This is a genomic window from Oscillibacter sp., from assembly GCF_031978065.1.
GTDB lineage: Bacteria > Bacillota > Clostridia > Oscillospirales > Oscillospiraceae > Oscillibacter.
Window position 1 is genome coordinate 1 of sequence record NZ_DALZCH010000016.1, and the last position, 24,535, is coordinate 24,535.

The window sequence follows — 24,535 nt, forward strand, 5'->3', positions numbered from 1 at the left end:
GCCAGCAGGGCGCAAAACTGCACCTTGGCGCTGAAATTTTTTAAAACCGTTTCATTATCCAAAAACCGCAGCCACCATTCCGAGCAGCCCACGAACAGGAACGAGCCCAGCACGGACCCGGTGACGGATCCGATCCCGCCGATCACCACAATCAGCAGAATTTCGTAAGTCATGGCCGCCTTGAAAGCCGTGGCCTGCACGCTGGCCTGAAACATGGCCAGCAGTGCGCCGGAAATTCCGGCGAAAAAGGAGCTGATGACAAAGCTCATCCGCTTGTGGCTGGCCAGATTGATGCCCATGGCCTCGGCGGCCACCTCGTCATCCCGGATCGCCTTAAAAGCCCGGCCGTAGGTGGAGTTAATCAGCAGCACAACAACCAGAATGCACACCCCCGCAAACAGGAAGGGCATCATCGTGGCGAGCTTCAGCTCGCCCAAATGGAAGTCGGAGAAGCCGGTAAACCCATACAGCAGGTTAGAGCCGTTGGTGACAGGGCCAAGGCCCTCATACTGCACCACGGAGCGGATAATTTCCGCAAAGCCCAGCGTGGCGATGGCCAGATAGTCGCTCTTCAGCTTTAAAACCGGCAATCCGATAAACCAGGCGAACAGAGCCGCCACACACCCCGCCAGAATCAGGCAGAGCACCACGCCCAAAAACAGGCCAAATTGGCCCATAGAGTTTCCCAAGCTCTCCGTTACGGAGAAGCCAAGGCCTCCGCTGGGATATCTCTGATAAACGCTGGCCTGCCGCGCCACGGGGACGGTGAGAACGGCGTAGGTATAGGCGCCCAGCAGCATAAAGCCCGCCTGTCCAAGGGAAAAGAGGCCCGTAAAGCCGTTTAAAAGGTTCATGGACACAGCCACCAGCGCATAAATCGCACCCTTTTGCAGTACCGTCAGCAGCATGGACGGCACCACCTTGGACGGCAGATTGTCAAGTATCACTACCGCCACCAGCACAGCGGCGGCAATGAGCAACGCAATCCAAGTCTTTTTATGGTCTTTTTTCTTGATCATTCCGTCACACCTTCTCCGTCAAATTCTCTCCGAAGAGGCCGGTGGGCTTCACCGCAAGAATCACAATCAGCAGAGCGAAGGTGAACGCGTCGGAAAACGTGGTCAGACCCGCGCCCTTGATGAGGCTCTCGCAGATGCCGATGATGAAGCCGCCAATCACCGCGCCGGGAATAGACCCGATGCCGCCGAACACAGCGGCCACGAAGGCCTTCAGCCCCGGCATCGCGCCGATGGTGGGCGTGACGGTGGCGTAATTGGAAAAATACAGCATGGAGCCAACAGCCGCCAGAAAGGACCCCACCACAAAGGTGAAGCTGATGACATTGTTGATTTTGATGCCCATGAGCTGCGCCGTTTCAAAGTCTCGGGACGCGGCTCGCATGGCCATGCCGATTTTGGTTCGCTTGATGAGCAGCACCAGACCCGCCACCAACACCACCACCAAAAACGGAGTGACGACGGTGACCCGGCTGGTGGAGCTGCCCGCTACATTTACGCTGTCGCTGATCCAAGGCAGTACCGGATATTGCTTGGGAAGACCACCGGTGAGATACCACATGGCGTTTTGCAGCAGATAGCTCATGCCGATGGCCGAAATCATGACGGACATCCGGGGGGCGGTGCGCAGGGGGCGATAGGCCACCTTTTCCACCAGCACCGCCAAAGCCACCGTCAAAACGATGGTCAGCGGGATAGATAGGGTCAGAGGCATGGTGGCGGCGGCGTAGACCATTACAAAGCCGGACACCGTAAAAATATCGCCGTGTGCAAAGTTAATCAGACGTAAAATACCGTATACCATTGTGTATCCAATGGCAATCAGGGCATACTGCCCACCCACGGAGACGCCTGCCAGCAGATAGGGCAGGATTTGTTCTAGCATGGGATTCCCTCCGTTTTCATTGTGTCCCGCGCAAGGGCACGGGCTTCCCGTTAAACCGTTTTCTGTGATGCGGGCCTTGCCCGCGGTGTGAGCCTGCTTCTGTTCTGCATCGAACCCTTCGGCTTCCGGCTCGATGCAAGCCAGAATCGCTGGCCCTGAAAAGCGCGGGCGGGGTGGCTCCCCGCCCGCGCCGTGGGCCCTACGGTTTTGGGGCAGACCTTAGGAATCAGCCCTCCACGGACTGACGCTTCACGAAGGTAAACACGCCGTCGGTGGCCTGCTTGATGTAAGCCTCGGTCTTGTTGGCGTCTCCTGTTTCGGGATTGATGGTGATGTGGCCGGTGACGGCGTCGATGTCCACATTGAACAGAGCCGCCTGAATGGCTTCGCCCTCGGTGGACTGGGCCAAATTGATGGCCTCGATGGCAGTCATGTACGCGTCGTAGCCCAACGCAGAGACAGCCGCCACGATGTCGTTGCCGCCGTTATTGGTCAGGTTCTGCGCATCGGCGTTCAAAAACTCCTTAAAGCCCTTGACAAACGCGGCGGCAGGACCTGCATCGTCGTTCTCGTCGAAGAAGGTGGAGCAGTAAACCTTCTGATCGGTCCCCTTCTGGGCGGCGAGAATCGCGGAGTTCTCCCACGTATCACCGGCGGTGATGGGAATGGTGACGCCGGCCTTGGCGGCCTGACCCACGATCAGGGCGGCATAGGTGGTGGAAGAGGGGGCAAAAATCACGTCCGCGCCATAGGTCACGGCGTTCTGGATATAAGCGGAGAAGTCAGAGGTGCCCTCGGGGAAGCTCTCGGCTTTCACCTCGCCGCCCAGACCCTCAAATGCCTGCTTGAAGTAGGTGCCAAGGCCGGAACCGTAGTCCTCGCCCAGCATGGTCAAGACATAGGCCTTTTTCGCGCCGAACTCCTCGGAGACAAAGTTTGCCATGACGCTGCCCTGGAAGGGGTCCAGGAAGCAGACCCGGAAGTAGTACGGGTTCAGCTCCGTCACGGCGGGGTTGGTGCAGGACACGCCGATGGCGGGAATCTTCGCCTGCTCAAAGGTGGGTGCGGCGGCAATGGACACGCCGGAGCCATAGGAGCCCAGCACCACGGACACGCCCGCGTTCACCAGCGTCTGGGCGGCGGTGATGGCTTTGTCGGTGGTGGACTGGTTATCCACGATTTCCAGCTTCACGTCATAAGTCTGGCCGCCAATCTCCACGGTGGGAACCACCTGATTGGCATACTGGATGCCCAGCACCTCCTGCTTGCCGCCCGCGCCGTTGTCGCCGGACGCAGGCTCAAACACGCCCACCTTCAGCACGGGATTGCTGCCACCGGACGCGCTGCCGCCGTCGCCGGATGCACTGCCGCCGGTATCCCCGCCGCAGGCGGCGAGAGAGAAGGTCATGGCAAGAGCCATGGCAAGCGCAAGAAACTTTTTCATGTTCTTTCCTCCTGTCGTCAATAAAAGAGAACCGTTTTTCAATTCTCTTTGCATAAGAAGTATTTTACGGAATTTCTCCCGGTTTTTCAAGTAGAATTATATACAGTGCAGCGCTTTAAATCCGTTACTGCGCCCAATATTTCCCAAAAATGTTTCTGTGATTTGTCCCCACTCAAAAGACATATGTAGCTATTGTAGAAAAAATTCCTAAAGGATGTCCTTGATACGAAGACAATCATTTTCGTGATTTCGCCGAAGGAAGCAAAAAATAATTACGTACTCTTACGTCTCAGCGCAGATTTTGTTCCGCTTTTCACTCTTTTGGCAAAATACGCACTCTCCAAAGCACCGGGGGGCCGATGTGGGCGCGGAAACGGTTCTCAAAAAAGCCCCGCCGTCGGATGAACGGCAGGGCTTCTATTATGCGCTTACGCCCGGGCAGATGCCTCCACCACGGTCAAAAATTCCTGACGCGACATTGTCTCGTTGGCCAGTAGGAAGTTTGCCACCGAGTCGAGCTGGGAGCGCCGCTCCCGCAGAATCATTTCGCAACGGTCGTAGGCGGCAGTCACGATGCGGCGCACCTCCTCGTCGATCTGGGCGGCGATCTGCTCGGAATAGCTGCGGCCCTGACCCATGGCCCGGCCCAGAAACACCTCGTCGTGGCCAGATTCAAAGGAGACGGTGCCAAGCTTTTCACTCATACCGTATGTGGCCACCATTTTGTGGGCAATGCGGGTGGCTCGCTGAATATCGTTGCCCGCGCCCGTGGAGATATCCCCCAGCACCAGACTTTCGGCGGCGCGGCCTCCAAGGAGGGCCACAATCTGCTCCTCCAGATACCGCTTGGACATATAGGAGCGGTCCTCCTGCGGCAAAGAAATGGTCATGCCGCCCGTCTGCCCCCGGGGCACAATGGAAATCTGATTCACCGGATCGTGGCTGGGCAGCGCGTGCATCACGATGGCGTGGCCCGCCTCGTGGAAGGCGGTGAGCCGACGCTCGTGCTCGGGAACCACCCGGCTTTTCTTCTCCGGCCCGGCGATGACCTTGATCTCCGCCTCCTTCAAATCCGCCATGGTAATGAACTTCTGGTTCCGCCGGGCCGCCAGCAGCGCCCCTTCGTTAGTGAGATTTTCAAGGTCCGCCCCGGTGAAGCCGGGGGTTCCCTTAGCCACCTCGCTCAAATCAACATCCTCAGACAGGGGCTTTCCTCGGGTGTGTACCTTGAGAATTTCTTCCCGTCCGCGAATGTCGGGAAGACCCACAAACACCTGCCGGTCAAACCGGCCGGGACGCAGCAGGGCCGGGTCCAGCACATCCACCCGGTTGGTGGCGGCCAGCACCACCACGCCTTCGTTGGCGGAAAAGCCGTCCATCTCCACCAGAAGCTGATTCAAGGTCTGCTCCCGTTCGTCGTGTCCCCCACCCACGCCGGTGCCTCTCTGGCGGCCCACGGCGTCAATCTCGTCGATAAACACGATGCAAGGCGTGGTCTTCACCGCTTCTTTAAACAGGTCCCGCACCCGGGACGCGCCCACGCCCACGTAAAGCTCCACAAAGTCCGATCCTGAGATAGACAAAAAGCCCACCCCGGCCTCTCCCGCCACGGCCTTTGCAAGCAGGGTCTTGCCGGTGCCCGGAGGGCCCACCAGCAGCACGCCCTTGGGAATCCGGGCGCCCAACTCGGTGTACTTCTGCGGATCCTTTAAAAACTCCACAATCTCCCGCAGCTCTTCCTTCTCCTCGTCGGCCCCCGCCACATCCGCAAAGGTGATGGACTTGTCCCGCTCGGAAAGCGCGTGCGTCCGGGCTTCGCTGAAGCGGTTCATCCGGTCCGGACCGCCCGCCCCGCCGGAACGGAGGGACATGAGATACCACATGCCGCCCAGCAGCAGCGCCGCCGCCACATAGGGCAGCAGAATCGCCAGCCAGTTGGTGGAATGGTCCGCGCGGTAGTTGTAGGAGGTGATGATGCCCTTGGCGGCCTGCTCCTGAATCAGGTCGTTCAAGTCGCTGTAAAACAGCTCAAAATCATACAGCTCGTGGACTGCGGTGGTGCTGCCGTTGATCTGCGTGCGCAGATGCAATGTCAGCGTATTGTTGAAGATGTCAAGGCTCTCCACCTTCTCCTGCTTGATAAGGCGCACCACCTCGGAATACTCCAGCGGCTCGGCGGCAGAGCTGCTGCGCCACAGATACATGGCGCACAGCAGCATCACCACCGCCAGAAAGACAAAGGTCATCGCGTTTGTGGCTTTTGAATTTTTCAACGAGTCCTCACTCCTTTGCAGGCCAATCGCCCGTTTAGCGGGAATAAACCTCCGGTTTCAGCACACCGATATAGGGAACATTCCGATACTGCTGGCAATAGTCCAATCCGTAGCCCACCACAAACTCATCCGGCACCACAAAGCCGACATAATCAGCGTTGACGGCCTTGGTCCTGCGGGAAGGCTTATCCAGCAGCGTTACGATGGTGATGGAGGCGGCGCCCCGGGTTTTGAAATACTCGCTGAGAAACGCAAGGGTGTTGCCGGAGTCCAGAATATCCTCCACCACGATGACGTGCCGGTCCGTGATGTCCTGCTGAATGTCGTGGACAATCTTCACCCGTCCGGAGGAACTGGTGGCGTTTTCATAGGAGCTGACGGCGATATACTCCACGTCACTTTTCACCTGACAGGCCCGCACCAAATCCGCCATAAACAGAAAGCATCCCTTTAACACGCCCAGAAACAGCGGGTTCTTCCCCTCAAATTCCTTATACAGCTCCTCGCCCAGCTCCGCGATGCGGGTTTGAATCTGCTCCTCCGTCACCAGAATTTTGAGGATGTCGTTTTCCATCTCACTTCTCATATTGTCTCTCCCTCTATGTCTTCTGAATAAAATGTCACCCAATCGCCGGACGCTCCGGCGGAAAATTCCAAATCCACACCAAGATACGGCGCGGCCACAGGCCGCTCTCCCGTCCGCAGCACCGGCAAGCGGTCCCGCGTATCCGGGGAAATCCCCGCGTCGGCAAACAGCCGCTTCAGCGTCCGCGCGCCCCGGCTTCCCGGCAGATTCATGCGGTCCCCGCTGCGCCAGAGTGTCACCTCCAGCGGCCCCGGTACGCGTAGCCGATAGGAAACGTTCCCCGGCGGGCCCTCGCTCCCCAGCAGCACGCGCCATTTGCCAAATTCCACAATCTGCCCCCGCAAAAGCGGCACGGGCCGTGGCATGGGTCTTGCTTTATAAAGCTCCAGCGCTTCTCCGTCGTTGCGGGCCAGCAGCCCATAGGGCAAAGAACACTCCCGGCCCTTTCCCAGAGTCAGCACGGCCCCCGCGTGGGCCGCGGACAAATCCCTCCGCCGTCCGCAGACTGTTTCCATCAGCCCCAGCACCATCCTGCCGCGAAGGGCCTCCGGCGCGGAGCGCAGGACTTCCCACGGTAAAACGGCGCGGTCCTCGGACAGCTCGGTCTTTTCCAGCAGCTTTGCCGCAAGCTCATCCAACAGCGCATCCTCCGCCGCCAGAAGCGCGGCGGAGCGGGCCATATTTTGCGCCGCTTTGGGGTTAATTTCCCGCAGCACCGGCAAAACCCTGTGCCGAAGCAAATTCCGGGCCGCGTCGTCCTCGTCATTCGTCTCGTCCTCCACATGGGTAAGGCCCCGGGCGGCGGCGTAATCCGCAAGCTGCTTCCGGGTCAGCTCCAGAAACGGACGGTAGATATTTCCCCGTACTGCGGGAATCCCCAGCCCGGCGGAGCCGGTTCCCCGGCAAAGGTTTAACAGCATGGTTTCCGCGTTGTCGTCGGCATGGTGGGCGGTGAGAATGGCGGCACTGCGCCGCTTGGCGGCGGCTTCCTCCAAAAAGGCATATCGCAGCCGCCTGGCGGCTTCCTCCAGAGAAAGGCCCTCTTCCTCCGCCAGCGCCCGGGCGTCGCCCCGGTCAGAGACAAAGGGAATGCCCCGCTGGGCGCAATAGTCCCGGACGAAGGCCTCGTCCCGGTCCGCCAAAGCGCCCCGCAGTCCGTGGTGAAAATGAGCGGCGGAGACAGAAATATTCCGTCCCTCCGCCCAGCGGAGGACAAAGTCCAGCAGGCACATGGAGTCCAGCCCCCCGGACACAGCGCACAGAAGCTCCGTCCCGGTGGAAAAATGCGCTGTCATAAATTTTTCGGCGGAGGGCAGTTCAGTCCTCATCGTCGTACCGCGTCTCCAGCGTGCCGAACATGGTATACTCCGGCACCCACTTCAGCTCCACCTTTCCCGTTTCACCGTGGCGATTTTTCGCCACGATGCACTCGGCGATGTTGCGCTTTTCAGAGTCCTCGTTATAGTAGTCGTCCCGGTAGAGAAAAAGCACGATGTCCGCGTCCTGCTCGATGGCGCCGGATTCCCGGAGGTCGGAGAGCATGGGGCGCTTATCGTCCCGCTTCTCGTTGGCACGGCTTAGCTGGCTCAGGCAAATCACGGGCACATCCAGCTCCTTGGCCATGATCTTCAACGTACGGGAGATGTCGGAAACCACCTGCTGACGGTTCTCTCCGCCCTTGCTTTTCCCCCCCGCGGAGGTCATCAACTGCAAATAGTCGATAACCACCAGACCCAGATTGTCAAGCCTGCGGCATTTGGCATTCATGTCCGCCACGGAAAGAAGCGGGTTGTCGTCGATACGGATATCCACCCGATTGAGCACCGTGGCAGCGTCCGCAATTCTCTCCCAGTCCGTCTCCCGCAGAGAGCCGGTGCGCAGCTTGTTGCTCTCCACCAGCGCTTCGGAGGAAAGGAGGCGCAAAACAAGCTGCTCCTTGGACATCTCCAAGGAGAAGACGGCCACGGACCGGTCTGTCCCCTTGGCCACGTTCAGGGCCACGTTCAGGGCCATGGAGGTTTTTCCCATGCCGGGGCGGGCCGCCAGCAGAATCAAATCCGACTTGTTTAGGCCCGTGATTTTTGTATCCAGCATGGAAAGGCCCGTAGAAAGGCCCGGCATCCCCGAGGCGGACTCGCTCATCTCGCTGAGCCGGTCCAGCACGTCCGGCAAAACCTGCCGGATGGGGGTCATGCCCTGCGCACCCTGTCCCCGGCGGATGGCAAAAATCCGCTGCTCCGCCGCTTCCAGCGTTTCGGCGGCCTCGCCGCCGCCCTCCTGCACCATGGCTGTGATCTCGGAGGCAGCCTGCGCCACCGCCCGCAGAAGGGCCTTGTCCCGGACAATGGCGGCGTATTCCAGCACGTTTGCCGCCGTGGGAGTAATCTCAATCAACTGGGCAAGATAGGCCCGGGTGGTGTTCTCGTCATAGGTGCCGTTTTTCTGCATCTCCTCCGCCACCGTGATCCCGTCGATAGGCTTGGCGTAGGTGAACATGGAGCAGATGGTTTCAAAAATCTCCCGATTCTGACGCAGGTAAAAATCCTCAGGCCGCAGCTTGTCTACAACCTCCTTCACACAGTCCGGGTCGATGAGGACGGAGCCCAGCACCGCCTGCTCTCCCTCTAAGGAGTGGGGCGTCTGGCGCAGAAGCAAATCTTCAATTGCAACGAAAAATCACCTCCGGATGTGTTTTGGATGCATGGTGACGCTTATTTCTCCTCGTAGACGGACACGTACACGGTGCCGTTCACCTCGAAGCCCAGCTTGGCCCGGACCTCGTAGTTGCCGAAGGCCTTGATGGGGTCCTCCAACGCCAGCTTCTGCTTGGGAATATCCACGCCGTACTGCTTCATCAGCTCCTCGGAAATCTCCTTGGTGGTGATGGCGCCGAACAGCCGCCTGCCGGTCCCGGCCTTGGCGGTGACCTTGACAGGGCACTCCTTCAGCTTTTCCACCGTGGCCTCGGCCTCGGCCTTCTGGCGAGCCTCCTCGGCCTTGCGGGCCTTTTCCTTCATGTTCATGGTGTTCACGGCGTCCGCCGTGGCGGCGGTGGCCAGCTTGCGGGGCAACAGGAAATTCCGGGCGTAGCCCTCGGAAACCTCCACCATCTGGCCCTTCTTTCCCTGATCCTTTACATCCTGCATCAAAATCACTTTCATCGGTATCTCTCCTTATTTGTCCGATCCTGCGTGGGATCTTTTATTTTTTCAGATACTCGTCCACGGCCTCCAGCAGCTTTTCCCGGACGGTTTCGAGGTCGCTGTCCTCCACCCGTCCGCCTGCGGTGGTGGAGTTTCCTCCGCCGCCCAGCGTCTCCAGAATCACCTGCACGTTGATATCCCCCAAAGACCGGGCGGACATCAAAACGCTCTCCCCGTCCCGGTAGATCACGAAGGATGCCTGCACGCCCTTGAGCGTCAGCAGTTCGTCGGCGGCCTGCGCCGCCGCCACCCGCTCCACGCCGTCCTCTGTCACGATGGCCACGGCGATGTCGTCCCGGTACAGCTCCGCCTGACGGATAATGTCATAGCGGGAAACCATCTCCGTCAAATCGTTCTGGAACAGGCGCTGCACCGCGCTGGTGTCCGCCCCGGCCCGGCGCAGGAAGGCCGCCGCCTCAAAGGTCCGTCCGCCGGTACGCATGGTGAAATGCTTGGTATCCAGCACGATGCCGGCAAGGAGCGCCTCTGCCTCCTCGGGAAGGAGATCGCTGGGCTCCACCAGATACTGCAAAAGCTCCGTCACCAGCTCAGAGGCGGAGGAGGCATACGGCTCGTGGAAATTCAGCGCGGCATTTTCAATATAGCTGGCGGCACGGCGGTGGTGGTCGATAACCGCCACCCGGTTGCAGGCCTCCAGCACGGCGAGGCTTTCCACAAAGTCCGGCCGGTTGGTGTCCACCACGATGAGCAGCGCCCCCGGCTGCATCCGCAAAAGGGCCTCGCTGCCGCTGATAAACACACCGGCATACTCCGCCCGCCCCCGCAGCTTTTCCAGCACGGCTTCTGCCGCGTTGTGGTTCAGATCGATGACCACCTGAGGGTGCTTTCCCAGCTTCCGCGCCGCGCAGCAAAGGCCCGTCGCCGCACCCACCGCGTCCATATCGGCAAAGGAGTGCCCCATAATATAAACCTGCCGGGCGTCACTCATCAACTCGCCCAAGGCGTTTGCCATGACCCGGGTCTTCACTTTCGTGCGCTTTTCGGGACTTTTAGTCCGTCCGCCATAAAACTCAAAATCCAACTTGCCCCGGACCACCGCCTGATCGCCGCCCCGGCTCAGCGCCATCTCCAGCGACAACGACGCGTTTTTATAAAGCTCCGCCATCCCGTCGGCCTCCCTGCCCACGCCGATGGACAGCGTGGGGTGGGATCCCTCGCCGCCGATTTCCCGCATGGAATCCAGCACAGAAAACTTCTCTGCCACCAGCGGGGCATAATCCCTTTCCTCCGTCAAAAGAAGGTAGCGGTCCCGGTTGGTTTTCACCAAAAGCCCCGTGTCCACCGCCCACGCCGTCAGTTTTTCGTCAATCTGGGCCTGAATGGCGCTGCGCTGGGCCTCGCCGCTGACCTTCATCAGCTCCTCGTAGTTGTCCACATTCAAAAGCGCCACCACGGGACGGGAACGCTCAAACTTCTCCCGCATGGCGTCGTATTCCGTGGCGTCCACCCAATAGGTGGTGGCCACCAGATTCTGGGTCCCGTCCCGGTCCTTTGCCCGGACAAGACTGCCATACACCCGGAAGCGGCGGTTGTTCATCACCACCCGGTCAGGGCACTCTTGCTTCCCCTCCAGTAACCACGCAACCGGCATCCCCGGCACCGTGTCTTCCACCTTAATTTCAAACAGGTGCTCCCGCACGCCAACAAGCTGCAAAAAATCCTCGTTGCTCCAGATGATTTCGCCGGTATCCGGGCGAAACACCATGATGGGCAGGGGCGAGTTAATCAGGGTGGATTTGCTGGCGGCGTCCACGCTGCCGGTCAGGCTGTTGATATACTGCAAAATCCCCTGCTTGCGTTTCTGCGTGCTGGAACGGAAAAAAAGATACATTCCCACCGTGACCGCGCCCTCGGCCGCCGCCAGCAATGGCTGAACCGGAACGGTCACCGCCGCGAACAGCAGCAGGCACAGAAAATAGAGTTTTAGATTGGGCTCCAGCAGCCGGGAAAACTTTTTATTCATAATCGGTTGCCCTCCTCCGGAGCGGCGCCGCCCGCGCGGCGATGCTCCTAAGCCATAGATTTTATTAGTATACCACCCCTTTGTTTTTCGGGCAAGATTTTTTCTGTTTTCGACCCGTCCTCAATTTTTTAAAAAGGTGTATACAAAGCCGGGGGCATGTGCTATACTATCCTATACAGTATCATTCGGGAGATTGCGCGCAGGCCGATGAGCCGGGCATTTTTTGCCCCTAGCAGCCGCCGCAGCCCGCTGATGTTTTTGTATTTCACTGGACAGGACCGCGGTCCCATCCCGGTTTAATAAACGGACAATCTCACAGGGTACAGCGCGGACGCAGTTCATTCTTCCGCCGGCGAGACGGGGCCGGACGAAGTTGGACCGTCCTTAATTTGGTGCGGCTTTTTGCGATGCAAATGGCTCTCGCGCCCTATTTTGGTATACGTTTTCCGCCGTACAGCCTGAGATTCCTCCACAACTTTTACTTATTTTTATATAAAGGAGTTCTCTGAATTTATGGCAGAAAAACTGAAAATTATCCCTCTCGGGGGGCTGGACGAAATCGGCAAGAACATGACCGTCTACGAGTACGGCGGCGAAATGATCGTCGTTGACTGCGGCATGGCCTTTCCGGGAGACGATATGTACGGCATCGATCTGGTAATTCCCGACGTGACGTATCTGATTAAAAACCGCGCCCGCGTCCGTGGCCTGTTTATCACCCACGGACACGAGGACCATGTGGGGGCCATCCCCTACGTGCTCAAGCAAATCAACCTTCCCATCTACTGCACCCGGCTCACCGCCGGCCTGATCAAGCTGAAGCTGGAGGAGCACGGCTTGGTGAAGTCCACCAAGCTTATCACCGTGGAGCCGGGCGAAACCGTCCGGGCGGGCAAGTTCAACGTGGAGTTTATCCACGTGAACCATTCCATCGCGGACTCCGTGGCCTTTGCCATCCACACCCGAATGGGCACCGTGGTCCACACCGGCGACTTTAAAATCGACTCCACACCCATTGACGGCGAGGTCATGGACCTTGCCCGGCTGGGCGCGCTGGGGAAGGAGGGCGTGCTCGCCCTTTGTGCAGACTCCACCAATGTGGAGCGGCCCGGCTTCACCCCGTCTGAAAAAACCGTGGGCGCGGCGTTCATGCGCCAGTTCACCGGGTGCAACGAGCGCATTCTCGTCACCACCTTCGCCTCCAACGTCCACCGTATCCAGCAGGTGCTGGACGCCGCGGCCGCCACGGGACGAAAGGTAGCGGTCACCGGCCGGAGCATGGAAAACATGATGCGGGTCTCCACGGAGCTTGGCTATATGAAGGTCCCCAAGAACACTCTTTTGGACCTGAACCGCATCAAGGGCTTGCCCAAAAACAAGCAGGTCATCGTCACCACCGGCTCTCAGGGCGAAGAAATGAGCGCCCTGTACCGCATGGCGTTTTCCACCCACCGTCAGGTGGAGTTGGGCGCAGGCGACAAGGTGATTATCTCCGCCTCCGCCATCCCCGGCAACGAGGTGACAGTGGGCCGGGTCATCAACGAGCTGTTCCGCAAGGGCGTCAACGTGGTTTACGACCGGGCGGATATGCTTCACGTCTCCGGCCACGCCTGTCAGGAGGAGCTGAAGATTGTCCACGCGCTGACGAAGCCCCGGTTCTTCGTCCCCGTCCACGGCGAGCAGCGGATGCTGCAAATCCACTCCAATCTGGCCCAGTCCATGGGTATGGATCGCAATCACATTGCCATTGCTCAAAACGGCGCCGTCATTGAAATCACCGGCAAGAGCATGAAGGTCAACGGCTCCGTCCCCTCCGGAGAGGTGTATGTGGACGGCTCCGGCGTGGGCGACGTGGGCGCCGTGGTGATGCGGGACCGTAAACGCCTTGCCGAGGACGGCATGGTGGTGGTGATTCTCTCCGTCTCTTCCAACGACGGGCAGATTCTCTCCAAGCCGGAAATTGTCACTCGGGGCTTCATTTACGTGAAGGAGTCTGACGAAATGATGCGGGAGTTGGAGAACATCGCCATGGAGGCGGCAACCAACGCCCCCCGCAGCCGCGGGCGGGACGACGGCGAGCTGCGCAGCGCGGTGAAGTCCGCCGTCAGCAACTACCTTTTCAAAAACACCCAGCGCAGCCCCATGATCATCCCCGTGGTCACCAAGCTGTAACTAAAAACAAACAGAGCGCCGCCCCGAATGTTCGGGGCGGCGCTTTTTGCCGTTGCTTTTCAGGCGGAGTACCGGACGCGTTCCTTTCCGGGGATGGCACGCGGAACCGCGCCGCTGCCGCGCTTTGGAGCAAACAACCGGCAAAGCCTTTATATCAGGCGCCAAGCCCCTCCAGCGCCCGCTCAGGCAACGAGGCTGCCAGCAAGCAGGAAAGCTCAAAGCTCTCGCCTTCCGTCAGGTCAAGACCCAGCCTTGGCAGCAGGGATTGCAATTGAAGGGCTTTTCTTTTGAAATCTCTTGCCGCCAGAAAGCCCGTGTCCGTGAGATAAATCTTTCCGTATCGCTTCCGCACCAGAAATCCCTTTTCCATCAGGACGGCGGACATCCGGGTGACGGAGGGCTTGGTCACATGCAGCGCTTTGGCCAGCTCCACGGTGCTGACATCCGGCATGGCGTGAGCCAAGTCGTAAATTGCCGCAAGATAGCGCCGATGCGCCGGGGTCAGTCGTTCCATTACGAACCTCCTGTTTCAAAATGGGTACAGAGAGGCGCGGGCGGAGTTTGCTCTGCCCGCGCCCCAAATGCCAAGTGAATTTTTATTTCTCGTGGCAGCTTCCGCCGCAGGAGCCGCAGTCGCTGCCGCAGGAGCAGCCGCCTTTCCCGTTTTTCCTGTTGTGGACGCCGCGGGCCACAATGGCCACAAAGATGGCCAGAACGACCAGACCTAAAATAATTGTCGGCAGATTCATGTGCAGACCACTCCTTTCAAAGTGTCAAATGTAGATGTGTATATTACCGGACGCCGGCCTTGGCCGCCGCGTCCACAGAGCTGACGGAGAGGACATTGCCGTCGTATTTGTTCTTGCGGAACAGGAGATACACCAGACCCGCCAGCGCCACAAGCGCAGCCACGGTGCCTGCACCAAAGGATACCTCACCCATTATCAAGCCACCCAACTGATAGATAATCAGGGCCATTACATAGGCGAAACCGCACATATAGCCGATGGCGGCAGCGGTCCACTTTGCGTTGTTCATCTCCCGCCGGATGGCGCCCATAGCGGCAAAGCAGGGGGCGCACAGCAGGTTGAAAACCATGAAGCTGTATGCGGAGAGAACCGTGTAGTGTGCCGCGATGGCGGCCCAGAGGCCCGCGTCGTCCTCGGCAACCTCTTCGCCGATATGGAACAGAACGCCGAAGGTGGAAACCACGTTCTCCTTGGCAATCAGGCCGGTGACGGTGGCCACGGTGGACTGCCAGTCGCCAAAGCCCAGCGGCGCGAAGATGATGCACACCGCGCCGCCAATGGCAGCAAGCAGCGAGCCGTTGTTATCCTCCACCATGCCGAACGCGCCGTCCGTAAAGCCAAAGCCCTGAAGGAACCACAGCACGATGGACGAGGCCACGATGATGGTGCCCGCCCGCTTGATAAAGGACCAACCCCGCTCCCAGGTCGCCCGCAGCACGTTGTTCATGGCAGGAATGTGGTAGGCGGGCAACTCCATGACGAAGGGCGCCGGGTCCCCGGCAAAGCCCTTTGTCTTCTTCAGGACGATACCGGAAATCACGATGGAAGCCACGCCGATGAAATAGGCGGACACGGCCACAAGACCGCTGTTTTCAAACAGCGCACCGGCAAACAGGCCGATGATGGGCATTTTCGCTCCGCAGGGGATGAAGCAGGTGGTCATGACGGTCATGCGCCGGTCCCGCTCATTTTCAATGGTGCGGGAAGCCATCACGCCGGGCACACCGCAGCCGGTGCCGATGAGCATGGGGATAAAGCTCTTGCCGGACAGGCCAAACTTCCTGAAAATCCGGTCCATGATAAAGGCGATACGGGCCATATAGCCCACGTCCTCCAAAATGGCCAGCATGAAGAACAGCACCAGCATCTGGGGCACAAAGCCCAGCACCGCGCCAACACCTGCGATGATACCGTCGGAAATCAGGCCGATCAGCCACTCGGCAACGCCCCAGCCCTCCAGCAGAACGCGGGAGCCTTCCTGAAGCCAAGCCGCGCCCAGCACGTCGTTGGTCCAGTCCGTCAGGAAGCTGCCGAAGGGACCCATGGCCACCCAATATACGGCGAACATAATGACCGCAAAAATGGGCAGGGCCAGAATCCGGTTGGTGACAACACGGTCGATTTTATCGGAGGAGGTAAGATCGTGCTTGGCCCGCTGTCTCTTCACAGCCTTGTTCACCACGCCGTTTATGTAAGCATACCGCTGGTTGGTGATGATGCTCTCCGCGTCGTCGTCCAGCTCTTTTTCACAATCGGTGATGTGCTCTTCCAGATGAGCCTTCAAGTCGGCATCGATGTTCAGCTCGGAGAGGACCTTGTTGTCCCGCTCGAAGATCTTGATGGCATACCAGCGGAGGAAACGGTCGTCCACTTTTCCCTGAATGGACTCTTCGATGTGGGCAATGGCGTGCTCCACACTGCCGGTAAACACATGGGGCAGTTCCCCCGCCTTGCGGGACTGGCCCAAAACCATGGCTTTCTCGGCGGCGGAAATACTGCCCTCGCCCTTCAGCGCGCTCATTTCCACAACCTCGCAGTGCAGCGCCTCCGCAAGCTTCTGCAAATCAATCTGATCTCCGTTTTTCCGCACCAGATCGATCATATTCACCGCTACCAGCACCGGCAGACCCAACTCCACCAGTTGGGTGGTGAGGTAGAGGTTCCGCTCGATGTTGGTGCCGTCCACAATGTTCAAAATCGCGTCCGGCTTCTCCCCTACCAGATAGCTCCGGGCCACCATCTCCTCCAGCGTATAGGGGGACAGGGAATAGATACCGGGCAAATCCTGAATCACCACATCCTTGTGGCCCTTCAGCTTGCCCTCCTTCTTCTCCACGGTAACGCCGGGCCAGTTGCCCACGTACTGGTTGGAGCCGGTCAAGTCGTTGAACAGCGTGGTTTTACCGCAGTTTGGGTTACCGGCCAGTGCAATTTTAATATTCATCGTTTTCTCCTTCCAAAAATGTTAGTAAAAGCTAACCTTTAGCCCTTGAAAACGGCGGCCCGCCGCCGCCTTGCGGGAGCGGACCTCGCCGCACCCAGTCTTCTTCAATGAGCAAACGCGCACTGCGCGCCCGGTTCGCTCTCGCGGAAAATCCGGCTTTCTGAATTCGTCCGCGAAAAAATGTACTGTTTACTGAACTTCGATCATCTCCGCGTCGGCCTTGCGCAGGCTGAGCTCATAGCCCCGCACATTCAGCTCCATAGGGTCGCCCAAAGGGGCTACCTTCCGCACGTGGACCTCCACACCCTTGGTGATGCCCATGTCCATGATCCGCCGCTTGGTGGCACCCTCGCCGTGGAGCTTTACCACGGTGGCGTTTTCCCCAACCTTCACTTCTCTCAGTGTCCTCATGTCTCTCCTCCTCCTCAAATCATAATGCGATTGGCCATTGTCTTGTCCAGAGCAATGCGGCTGTCCTTCACCTGGAGAATCAAATTCCCGGCAATCTCACTGACCACCGTGATATCCTCATCCACCACAAAGCCCAGCTCCGCCAAGTGCTGGCGCACCTCGTCTTTGCCGGAAATCTTACGGATCGTCACAGTCTCCCCTGTTCTCGCCATCGTCAGCGGCATCATAGGCTCTCCCCCCTCTCAAGGATTAGCGATTGCTAACCACAACTCCAAATACAAAGGTAAGTCGCAACTTACCTTCTTTACAGCTAGAGTTTACTACCCCTAACCGTCCTTGTCAACCCCCTTTTTCAAGCACAGGACAGCTTTAAGTTAGTTTCGCTAACTTATACGGATTGAAGAGGGCCTGTCCTCTTTCCTTTGTGCAGATTTACAGGTCTGATCTACTCTCCGGAACCCCATTTTTTCGGAAACGCGTCCGCAGGATGGGCCATGGCCTGATCCTACAAAAGACGGAACCGCCCCCGCGCGGTCATCCTGAACCGCACGGGGGCAGCATCCGGGGAAAATAGAAGGTAAACAGAAGCTATGTATCTTTATTTCAGAGGGCGCGGCGCATTACCACTTGGCAAGCCCCCGGCCCAGCTCGCGGCAGGACTCCTGACCCGCGTCATCAGGCATTTCGTTGGCAACCAGGCCCTCCTCTTCATAGAGGTTTGCGCTGTCACAGCGCTTGCACCAGTCACGCATCCACTGGCCGTCGCCCCAGCCGTAGGAGCCGAACAGCGCGATGCGCTTGCCGGTGAGATCGCCCTCTAAAGCGGTAAACATGGGGTCAAACTCGCTCTCCTCCAAAACCTCGGACCCCATGGCGGGACAGCCGAAGGCCACGGCTCCGTATTCCTTAAACCGGGCGGTGGAAAAATCGCCGGGGCCAAGCAGCTCGGCCTCGCCGCCCGCTTCCTTGACGCCCTCCGCAATGCACTGGGCCATTTTTTCCGTATTGCCGGTGCCGCTCCAATAAACGATTGCAACTTTGTTCATGATGCAGTTTCCTTTCTCAGCAGATAGATTAAATATATGACCAGCGGTGACTATGCAGCCACCACAAGCTCAATAAGAGGAACTCCCCGGGCATACCGCTCCTTATACACTGCTGTACATTTGCGATACCGGTCAAAGCACTTTTGCGCCGCCGCCGGATCGCCATAGGCTTTCCAATAGCCGCAGCAGGTATAGTTCCATCCCCGGTTCTCAATGAAGCCCACCACATCTTCCAACGGATAGCCCAGAAAGATTCCGATTTCGTGGGGATACTCCGCTTCCATGCACATACGCTCGGAAAGTTGGTCCAGCATGGCGGGCACGCCGGAGGTGACGTAGCCCTCGCCCTCCAGAAACGCGCGGCTGCCCTCTTCTTCCAGCAGCCGGGCCACCCAGGACTCCCGATAAACATAAAGCATCCCTGCGTCCAGCGAGGGGCATTCCTTTAAAACGCGCACGCGAATGCCATAGAGCTTCAGCGTCTCGTCCCAGCGGGCCGCGTCACGCCGAAGCTGCTCCAAACTTTCGCTCCGAAAACGAAACAGATTGGCGGGCTTCACCCCCGCCAGAGTGGGCGCGCAGTGGGTAATCAGCGCCGTTTCAAACCGTGGCTCCATAAACTGCCTCCCGTGTCTTGCGGAGCAGTTCGCTCCGTGTCAATGCGGGCCGCCTGCGGGCGGCTCCCGCGTCAATGGAACAAATCTCATGACGTGTATAGCCTTCCCTTTTTTTTGCCGTACATCCGCAAAAACAGCTTTGTCGACACTAAAAACCCTCTCACAGAACGTAGGTTTTCAAACGTAGGTTAGGCTAGACTAATCTCGTGCTTTTTGAAATGCCGCCCTCAGGCAGCTTCCAAGCATCAGTTAGCTTAACCTAACCGATGTTGAGAGAATACCACGGCCCCGCCATTTTGTCAAGAGATGGCGCGCAAATTTCTTTCAACGCCTTGACTTTCGGGGCGGCAATGCTATACTAAAGAATAAGCAACAGCCAATTTTTTTTGCTTTATACGAGGAGGTATTACAATGGATAAAACTGTTTCTGAACTGCTGAACAACCAAATCAACAAGGAGTTTTACTCCGCCTACCTGTATCTTGATATCGCCAACTACTTTGACGCCAAGGGACTGAACGGTTTCGCCAACTGGTATGAAATTCAGGCGAAGGAGGAGCAGGATCACGCCATGCTCTTTTACCGCTACATGCAAAACAATGACGAGCCCGTGAAGCTTCTGTCCATCGACCAGCCGGACAACGCGTTTTCCAACCTGCTTGATCCCCTGAAGGTCAGTCTGGAGCACGAGAAATACGTCACCGCCCTCATCAACGCCATCTATGCCGCCGCCCAGAAGGCGAACGACTTCCGCGCCATTCAGTTTTTGGACTGGTTTATCAAGGAGCAGGGCGAGGAGGAGAAAAACGCCAGCGACCAGATTACCAAGATGGAGCTGTACGGCGGCGAAGCCCGCAGCCTGTATATGCTTAACAGCGAGCTGCTGACCCGGGCCTATGCCCCGCCGTCTCTGGTGCTGTAACCGCAAAGTAAACAAACAGAGACGGGGCCATGGCCCCGTCTCTGTTTGTTTATCGACATTCTCTGCTGTCTCGCGCGCCGCCCGCGGGCTATGTCCTTTTGCGGCGCTGAGAGGCTGGGGGAATGGACAGCTCGCCCCGGTATTTCGCCACCGTGCGCCGGGATAGGGAAAATCCCACCCCGGACAGTGCCTGCGCCAGCGCCTCGTCGGACAAAGGCCGATCTGAAGCCTCCGCCTCCACAAAGCGGCGCAGGCGGCTGCGGGCCGCCTCGGCGGAGCCGCCGGTGGGCAAGGCGGTGGAAAACAGCTTTCGCAGAGGGAAAATGCGTCCGTCAAACTGGACGTATTTGTCCTTCACCGCCCGGCTGATGGTGGAGACATTCAGGCTCAGGCGCTGGGCCATCTGCTCCATGGTCATGGGCAGCAAATCCTCCCGGCGGAGAAAGTAGCCCTCCTGCTCCCTCACCAACGCACACAGCAGGCGAAACAGCGTCTCATGCCGACTCTCCATATTGTTCAACAGGTTTTTGGCCTCGGCCAGCTTTTCCTTCAGATAAAGCTGGGCCTCCTGACAGCCGGGGTCGCCCACCAAGGCGCAGTATTCCCGGTTCAAAGAGACGCGGGGAACCGCGCCCTCGTTCATTTCAATCACCAGCCCGTCCCCCGCCCGGCGGATGACGGCCTCCGGCGCGATCAGTGCCGTACCCCGCGCGGAGCAAAAGCCCCGGGAGGGAATGGGGTTCAGCGCGCGGACCACGTCTCCGGCCCGGCGGGCCTCCGCCGGAGAAACGTCCAAGAGCTTTGCAAGGCCCGCATAATCACCCTCCCCCAAAAGCGGAAGGCCGAAGCGGATCATGTGGATATTCACCTCGGTGAATTCCCTGCCCTGCGCCAGTTGCAGCAGCAGACATTCCGACAGGCTCCGGGCGCCCACGCCCGGCGGATCCAGCGCCTGCACCGCAAAAAGCGCCTGCTCCAGCTCCGGTTCCGTCACGTCCATCTCCTGTGCAAGCTCGTGAAGCTCGCAGTCCAGATATCCGGCGGAGTTAAGACAGCCTACCAGATATCGGCTCAGAGCCAGCATCCGTCCGTCCAGTGATGCGGACTGGCCCAGTTGGGCGTCCAGATATTCTGAAAAAGTCTGAGGACGGGTCAGACAGGAGGTGAAATCCGAAAGTCCGCCGCCCCCCTCCCAAATAAGCTGCTCTCGCCGCTCGATGGGAAGCACTGTCTCCGGGGCCGCCTCCATCGTCTCGGGACGAGGCCCGTCGTGGGGCGCGTCCTCCACCTCCAGAAGGGGATTGGAGAGCGCCGCTTCATGCAAAAATTCCCGCAGCTCCAAAGACGGCATTTGCAGACAATGCAGCGATTGCAGCATGGCCTGCGTTAATATTTGCTTTTGCGCCTGTTCCAGGCGCTGTTGAAAAACCATATACCCGTCTCCTTTCCGCAGAAGTCATTGTTTATCAGTTTAGCACAGTTTTTGTCGAAAGGAAAGAGAAATTGCCGCAGCGGCCATACAGAACGCGTAAAAAACGCAGATGACGGCCACCCGCTTTCGCGGGCAGCCGTCTGACTTCTTCCTCTATGGCGCCCTTACAGTCGCGTCTCCAAAATCTGGTCCATTCGGAAATTCTCTATGCGCAGGTAGTATTCCGCGCAGTCCACCAAAGCGGCCATGGGCGTCAGCCCGATAATCTCACTGCCCACCACGCTCACGCCCCAGCGCCGGGCCTCCATCTTCACCGTCTCAAAAACACGGTAGAGGGAGGTTTTGGTATAATCCGTCATATTTATGGAAACCTGAGCAATGTTCCGGTCCTCCAGCAGCACGCCCATGGACTTCACAAACCGGAAACCGCCGTTGATGTGGCGGATGCGGTGGGCGATTTCGTCGGCAATGCGCAAATCGGGCGTATTCAAATTGATGTTGAAGGCCACCAGAGGCATCCGCGCGCCGATGGCCGTCACGCCCGCCGTGGGATGGACGGTATCCGGGCCGAAGTCCGGCCGCCACAGAGGATTTTTCATCTTCTCCGCCATTCCCTCAAACTGGCCCTTGCGGATGGCGGCCAAATTCTCCCGGTGGGGCGCGGAGGCGGACTTTTCATAGAGAAACACTGGTAGGGCATACCTGTCCGCCACTGCGGCGGCAGTTTCCTTGGCGATGCGGTCCGCATCCTCCAGCGTGCAGCCCCGCACGGGGACAAAGGGCACCACATCCGCCGCGCCCATGCGGGGATGCTGCCCGTCGTGCGTTGTCAAATCAATCAGCGACACGGCGATGCCAATGGCCTCAATCACCGCGTCACGCAGCGCCTCCGGGCTGCCCACGGCGGTAATCACGCAGCGGTTATGGTCCTTATCCGTGCTGTAATCCAGCAGCTTTACGGCCTCCTTCGCTCGAAAGGCCCCCGCAATTTTTTCCACCTTTTCAAGATCCCGTCCCTCGCTAAAATTCGGGATGCACTCCATAATCTGATCCATCGCGTTTCACTCCTTTATCCGTCCCGGTTTTCGGGGCCACGCAGCCGCGCCCCCCGATTCTTTCATAACACTTGTACAATAGCAAAAAAAACGACGCCGTGCAACCACTATTCCCTTTCCGTGCTCACATTCGGTCCTTTTCCCACTGTCCGTCGACTTTTTTTGACGCGAATTCAACGCAAAGCGCCTATAATTGCATTCGTAAGCCCATGCTTCAATGGCGCTTTAGTCCGATGATGCGATGCCTTGGCAGTGAATTGTCGCAATACTGCTTTAATTTAGTGAAAACTACTAAATTTTTTATTTGATTTTTATGATTTTTGTTGATTTTTTAAAGCATGCATGTTAGAATGCGATTGTAAGAAAAAATCCTTGACTGCCCGGGCCGGAGAATTTCCGGTCGGCAGAATTCAATTTTCAGGAGGAACAAGCATGGCTACCTTTGACGTTGACAAAGCTATGACAGTGAAATTGGACTATGATCTGCCCGAGTATCCCTCTTTTGAGGAGGGAATCCGCCGCGCCCCCCGCCGGGAAGCTCATCTGACACAGGCCGACAAGGAGCTTGCCATCCGCAACGCTCTGCGGTACATTCACCCGGACCACCACGCCCAGATGGCAAAGGAATTTGCCCGGGAGCTGGAGGAGCACGGCCGGGTTTACGGCTACCGCTTCCGTCCTCAGGGCCGCATGCACGGCAAGCCCATCGACGAGTACAAGGGCAACTGCGTGGAGGGCAAGGCCTTTCAGGTAATGATTGAGAACAATCTGGACTTTGACGTGGCCCTGTACCCCTACGAGCTGGTGACCTACGGCGAAACCGGTCAGGTCTGCCAGAACTGGATGCAGTACCGTCTTATCAAGAAGTATCTTGAGGTCATGACCGACCAGCAGACCCTTGTTGTGATGAGCGGCCATTCTCTGGGCCTGTTCCACTCTCACAAGGGCGCTCCCCGCTGCATTATTTCCAACGGCCTGATGGTGGGCACGTTCGACAATCAGAAAGACTTCAACCGCGCCGCCGCCATCGGCGTCGCAAACTATGGACAGATGACCGCAGGCGGCTGGATGTATATCGGGCCGCAGGGCATCGTCCACGGCACCTTCAACACCCTGCTCAACGCAGGCCGCCTGAAACTGGGCATTCCTACCGACGAGAATCTGGCGGGCCGTCTGTTCGTCACCGCGGGCCTTGGCGGCATGAGCGGCGCGCAGGGCAAGGCGGCGGAGATTGCCGGCGCTGTCTCCATTATTGCCGAGGTGGATATGTCCCGTATCATGACCCGCTATACGCAGGGCTGGGTCAGCGAGAAGTCCGACAATCTGGAAGAGACGTTGGCCATTGCCAAAAAGCATCTGGCGGACAAGACCCCCTGCGCCATCGCCTACCACGGCAACGTGGTGGACCTGCTGGAGTTCCTCTATGAGAAGAACGTCCATGTAGACCTGCTCAGCGACCAGACCTCCTGCCACGTCCCCTACGACGGAGGCTACTGCCCCCAGAGCCTGACCTTCGAGCAGCGCACCGAGATGCTGGATAAGGACCCCGAGGGCTTCTGCAAGCTGGTGGACGAGACGCTGCGCCACCACTATGAAATGGTCTGCAAGCTCCACGAGCGGGGAACCTATTTCTTTGATTATGGAAACAGCTTCCTCAAGGCCGTGTACGATGCAGGCGTGAAGAGCATCTGCAAAAACGGCGAGAACGATTTGGACGGCTTCATTTTCCCGTCCTACGTGGAGGACATTCTGGGGCCCTTCCTGTTTGACTATGGCTACGGGCCCTTCCGCTGGTGCTGCCTGAGCCGCAAGCCCGAGGATCTGGACAAGACCGACGCAGCGGCCGCCGAGTATATTCAGGCACACAACCGCCGCTATCAGGACTATGACAACTATGTCTGGGTCCGGGACGCGAAGAAGAACAAGATGGTGGTGGGCACCCAGTGCCGCATCCTCTATCAGGACGCCATGGGCCGCATGAACCTCGCGCTGAAGTTTAACGAGATGGTCCGCAACGGCGAAATCGGCCCTGTGATGCTTGGCCGCGACCACCACGACACCGGCGGAACCGACTCCCCCTTCCGGGAGACTTCCAACATCAAAGACGGCTCCAATATCATGGCCGAAATGGCCACTCAGTGCTACGCGGGCAACGCTGCCCGTGGCATGAGCCTCATCGCCCTGCACAACGGCGGCGGCACCGGCATCGGCAAGGCCATCAACGGCGGCTTCGGCATGGTGCTGGACGGCAGCGAGACGGTGGATACCATTCTGCGGATGTCCATGCCTTGGGATACCATGGTGGGCGTGGCCCGCCGCTCCTGGGCCCGCAACGAAAACGCCATGTCCACCGTGATGGAGTACAACGAGATGTACAACGGTCAGGACCATATCACTCTGCCGTACGAGGCGGAGAACGATGACACGCTCATCCGCGAGGCACTTGAGAGCGCGAAATAACTTTTCATAAAACCTGAAAAGGGGCCTTTGTAAAGAGGCCCCTTTTCCCACATTTT

21 protein-coding genes are annotated in these 24,535 nt (G+C 58.5%); 3 read left to right on the forward strand and 18 right to left on the reverse strand.

What is annotated here, in order from left to right:
• The 9 genes from RTK01_RS04030 to RTK01_RS04070 all read right to left on the reverse strand — a co-directional run.
• Positions 1-1,019 (reverse strand): branched-chain amino acid ABC transporter permease (locus tag RTK01_RS04030; protein ID WP_312279744.1); only part of this gene is annotated, 1,019 nt, incomplete at its 3' end.
• A 4-nt stretch (positions 1,020-1,023) separates the two neighbouring features.
• Entirely contained in the window at positions 1,024-1,902 is an 879-nt protein-coding gene (locus RTK01_RS04035; protein WP_293009052.1) for a branched-chain amino acid ABC transporter permease, read from the reverse strand.
• Positions 1,903-2,128: 226 nt separating this feature from the next.
• Complete coding sequence (locus tag RTK01_RS04040) at positions 2,129-3,346, reverse strand: ABC transporter substrate-binding protein (protein ID WP_312279745.1); 1,218 nt, start codon at positions 3,344-3,346, stop codon at positions 2,129-2,131.
• A 428-nt stretch (positions 3,347-3,774) separates the two neighbouring features.
• A complete protein-coding gene (gene ftsH / locus RTK01_RS04045; RefSeq protein ID WP_312279768.1) occupies positions 3,775-5,592 on the reverse strand; it encodes an ATP-dependent zinc metalloprotease FtsH in 1,818 nt (605 codons plus the stop codon).
• Between the two features lie 61 nt (positions 5,593-5,653).
• Positions 5,654-6,205, reverse strand: coding sequence for a hypoxanthine phosphoribosyltransferase (gene hpt, locus RTK01_RS04050; RefSeq protein WP_293007805.1), 552 nt, complete (start codon positions 6,203-6,205; stop codon positions 5,654-5,656).
• Entirely contained in the window at positions 6,202-7,533 is a 1,332-nt protein-coding gene (gene tilS / locus RTK01_RS04055; RefSeq protein ID WP_312279746.1) for a tRNA lysidine(34) synthetase TilS, read from the reverse strand. The genes hpt and tilS overlap by 4 nt, the downstream gene beginning before the upstream one ends.
• A complete protein-coding gene (dnaB, locus tag RTK01_RS04060; RefSeq protein ID WP_397352294.1) occupies positions 7,523-8,869 on the reverse strand; it encodes a replicative DNA helicase in 1,347 nt (448 codons plus the stop codon). The genes tilS and dnaB overlap by 11 nt, the downstream gene beginning before the upstream one ends.
• 47 nt (positions 8,870-8,916) lie before the next feature.
• Positions 8,917-9,366 (reverse strand): 50S ribosomal protein L9, encoded by a 450-nt coding sequence (gene rplI / locus RTK01_RS04065; protein WP_312279748.1) that lies wholly within the window; start codon positions 9,364-9,366, stop codon positions 8,917-8,919.
• A gap of 40 nt (positions 9,367-9,406) precedes the next feature.
• Complete coding sequence (locus tag RTK01_RS04070; protein WP_312279749.1) at positions 9,407-11,392, reverse strand: DHH family phosphoesterase; 1,986 nt, start codon at positions 11,390-11,392, stop codon at positions 9,407-9,409.
• A gap of 513 nt (positions 11,393-11,905) precedes the next feature.
• On the opposite strand from RTK01_RS04070, the gene RTK01_RS04075 reads away from it, so the two are divergent.
• A complete protein-coding gene (locus RTK01_RS04075) occupies positions 11,906-13,564 on the forward strand; it encodes a ribonuclease J (protein WP_312279750.1) in 1,659 nt (552 codons plus the stop codon).
• Positions 13,565-13,718: 154 nt separating this feature from the next.
• Here the strand turns inward: RTK01_RS04075 and RTK01_RS04080 are convergent, their stop codons facing one another.
• The 7 genes from RTK01_RS04080 to RTK01_RS04110 all read right to left on the reverse strand — a co-directional run bounded on the left by RTK01_RS04080 (position 13,719) and on the right by RTK01_RS04110 (position 18,611).
• Positions 13,719-14,078 (reverse strand): metal-dependent transcriptional regulator, encoded by a 360-nt coding sequence (locus RTK01_RS04080; protein ID WP_294855877.1) that lies wholly within the window; start codon positions 14,076-14,078, stop codon positions 13,719-13,721.
• An 82-nt stretch (positions 14,079-14,160) separates the two neighbouring features.
• Positions 14,161-14,313: a FeoB-associated Cys-rich membrane protein gene (locus RTK01_RS04085; protein WP_312279751.1), complete on the reverse strand. Its 153-nt coding sequence runs from the start codon at positions 14,311-14,313 to the stop codon at positions 14,161-14,163.
• Positions 14,314-14,356: 43 nt separating this feature from the next.
• Entirely contained in the window at positions 14,357-16,537 is a 2,181-nt protein-coding gene (gene feoB, locus RTK01_RS04090) for a ferrous iron transport protein B (RefSeq protein WP_312279752.1), read from the reverse strand.
• A 189-nt stretch (positions 16,538-16,726) separates the two neighbouring features.
• On the reverse strand, positions 16,727-16,948 hold the full coding sequence (locus tag RTK01_RS04095; RefSeq protein WP_312279753.1) for a FeoA family protein: 222 nt from the start codon (positions 16,946-16,948) through the stop codon (positions 16,727-16,729).
• Between the two features lie 14 nt (positions 16,949-16,962).
• Entirely contained in the window at positions 16,963-17,175 is a 213-nt protein-coding gene (locus RTK01_RS04100; protein WP_293009453.1) for a FeoA family protein, read from the reverse strand.
• A 393-nt stretch (positions 17,176-17,568) separates the two neighbouring features.
• Positions 17,569-17,994, reverse strand: coding sequence for a flavodoxin (locus RTK01_RS04105; RefSeq protein ID WP_312279754.1), 426 nt, complete (start codon positions 17,992-17,994; stop codon positions 17,569-17,571).
• A gap of 50 nt (positions 17,995-18,044) precedes the next feature.
• Entirely contained in the window at positions 18,045-18,611 is a 567-nt protein-coding gene (locus tag RTK01_RS04110) for a DUF3793 family protein (RefSeq protein ID WP_312279755.1), read from the reverse strand.
• Between the two features lie 411 nt (positions 18,612-19,022).
• Here RTK01_RS04110 and RTK01_RS04115 point away from each other — a divergent pair, with 411 nt between their 5' ends.
• Positions 19,023-19,532 (forward strand): ferritin, encoded by a 510-nt coding sequence (locus RTK01_RS04115; protein WP_312279756.1) that lies wholly within the window; start codon positions 19,023-19,025, stop codon positions 19,530-19,532.
• A gap of 88 nt (positions 19,533-19,620) precedes the next feature.
• On the opposite strand, the gene rpoN is transcribed toward RTK01_RS04115, so the two are convergent.
• On the reverse strand, positions 19,621-20,964 hold the full coding sequence (gene rpoN, locus RTK01_RS04120; RefSeq protein ID WP_312279757.1) for an RNA polymerase factor sigma-54: 1,344 nt from the start codon (positions 20,962-20,964) through the stop codon (positions 19,621-19,623).
• A gap of 164 nt (positions 20,965-21,128) precedes the next feature.
• The gene (ftcD, locus tag RTK01_RS04125) at positions 21,129-22,019 is read right to left on the reverse strand and encodes a glutamate formimidoyltransferase (protein ID WP_312279758.1); all 891 of its coding nucleotides are present in this window, start codon (positions 22,017-22,019) and stop codon (positions 21,129-21,131) included.
• Positions 22,020-22,451: 432 nt separating this feature from the next.
• Here ftcD and RTK01_RS04130 point away from each other — a divergent pair, with 432 nt between their 5' ends.
• Complete coding sequence (locus RTK01_RS04130; protein WP_312279759.1) at positions 22,452-24,479, forward strand: urocanate hydratase; 2,028 nt, start codon at positions 22,452-22,454, stop codon at positions 24,477-24,479.
• The last annotated feature ends 56 nt before the right edge of the window (positions 24,480-24,535 follow it).

Coding starts and splice junctions, on each gene's coding strand:
- rpoN (WP_312279757.1), bottom strand. CDS start 20,964: ATGGTTTTTCAACAGCGCCTGGAACAGGCGCAAAAGCAAATATTAACG.
- RTK01_RS04035 (WP_293009052.1), bottom strand. CDS start 1,902: ATGCTAGAACAAATCCTGCCCTATCTGCTGGCAGGCGTCTCCGTGGGT.
- RTK01_RS04130 (WP_312279759.1), top strand. CDS start 22,452: ATGGCTACCTTTGACGTTGACAAAGCTATGACAGTGAAATTGGACTAT.
- ftsH (WP_312279768.1), bottom strand. CDS start 5,592: ATGACCTTTGTCTTTCTGGCGGTGGTGATGCTGCTGTGCGCCATGTAT.
- RTK01_RS04080 (WP_294855877.1), bottom strand. CDS start 14,078: ATGGAACGACTGACCCCGGCGCATCGGCGCTATCTTGCGGCAATTTAC.
- rplI (WP_312279748.1), bottom strand. CDS start 9,366: ATGAAAGTGATTTTGATGCAGGATGTAAAGGATCAGGGAAAGAAGGGC.
- RTK01_RS04085 (WP_312279751.1), bottom strand. CDS start 14,313: ATGAATCTGCCGACAATTATTTTAGGTCTGGTCGTTCTGGCCATCTTT.
- RTK01_RS04105 (WP_312279754.1), bottom strand. CDS start 17,994: ATGAACAAAGTTGCAATCGTTTATTGGAGCGGCACCGGCAATACGGAA.
- tilS (WP_312279746.1), bottom strand. CDS start 7,533: ATGAGGACTGAACTGCCCTCCGCCGAAAAATTTATGACAGCGCATTTT.
- ftcD (WP_312279758.1), bottom strand. CDS start 22,019: ATGGATCAGATTATGGAGTGCATCCCGAATTTTAGCGAGGGACGGGAT.
- RTK01_RS04115 (WP_312279756.1), top strand. CDS start 19,023: ATGGATAAAACTGTTTCTGAACTGCTGAACAACCAAATCAACAAGGAG.
- hpt (WP_293007805.1), bottom strand. CDS start 6,205: ATGAGAAGTGAGATGGAAAACGACATCCTCAAAATTCTGGTGACGGAG.
- RTK01_RS04070 (WP_312279749.1), bottom strand. CDS start 11,392: ATGAATAAAAAGTTTTCCCGGCTGCTGGAGCCCAATCTAAAACTCTAT.
- feoB (WP_312279752.1), bottom strand. CDS start 16,537: ATGAATATTAAAATTGCACTGGCCGGTAACCCAAACTGCGGTAAAACC.
- RTK01_RS04075 (WP_312279750.1), top strand. CDS start 11,906: ATGGCAGAAAAACTGAAAATTATCCCTCTCGGGGGGCTGGACGAAATC.
- RTK01_RS04100 (WP_293009453.1), bottom strand. CDS start 17,175: ATGATGCCGCTGACGATGGCGAGAACAGGGGAGACTGTGACGATCCGT.
- RTK01_RS04095 (WP_312279753.1), bottom strand. CDS start 16,948: ATGAGGACACTGAGAGAAGTGAAGGTTGGGGAAAACGCCACCGTGGTA.
- RTK01_RS04040 (WP_312279745.1), bottom strand. CDS start 3,346: ATGAAAAAGTTTCTTGCGCTTGCCATGGCTCTTGCCATGACCTTCTCT.
- RTK01_RS04110 (WP_312279755.1), bottom strand. CDS start 18,611: ATGGAGCCACGGTTTGAAACGGCGCTGATTACCCACTGCGCGCCCACT.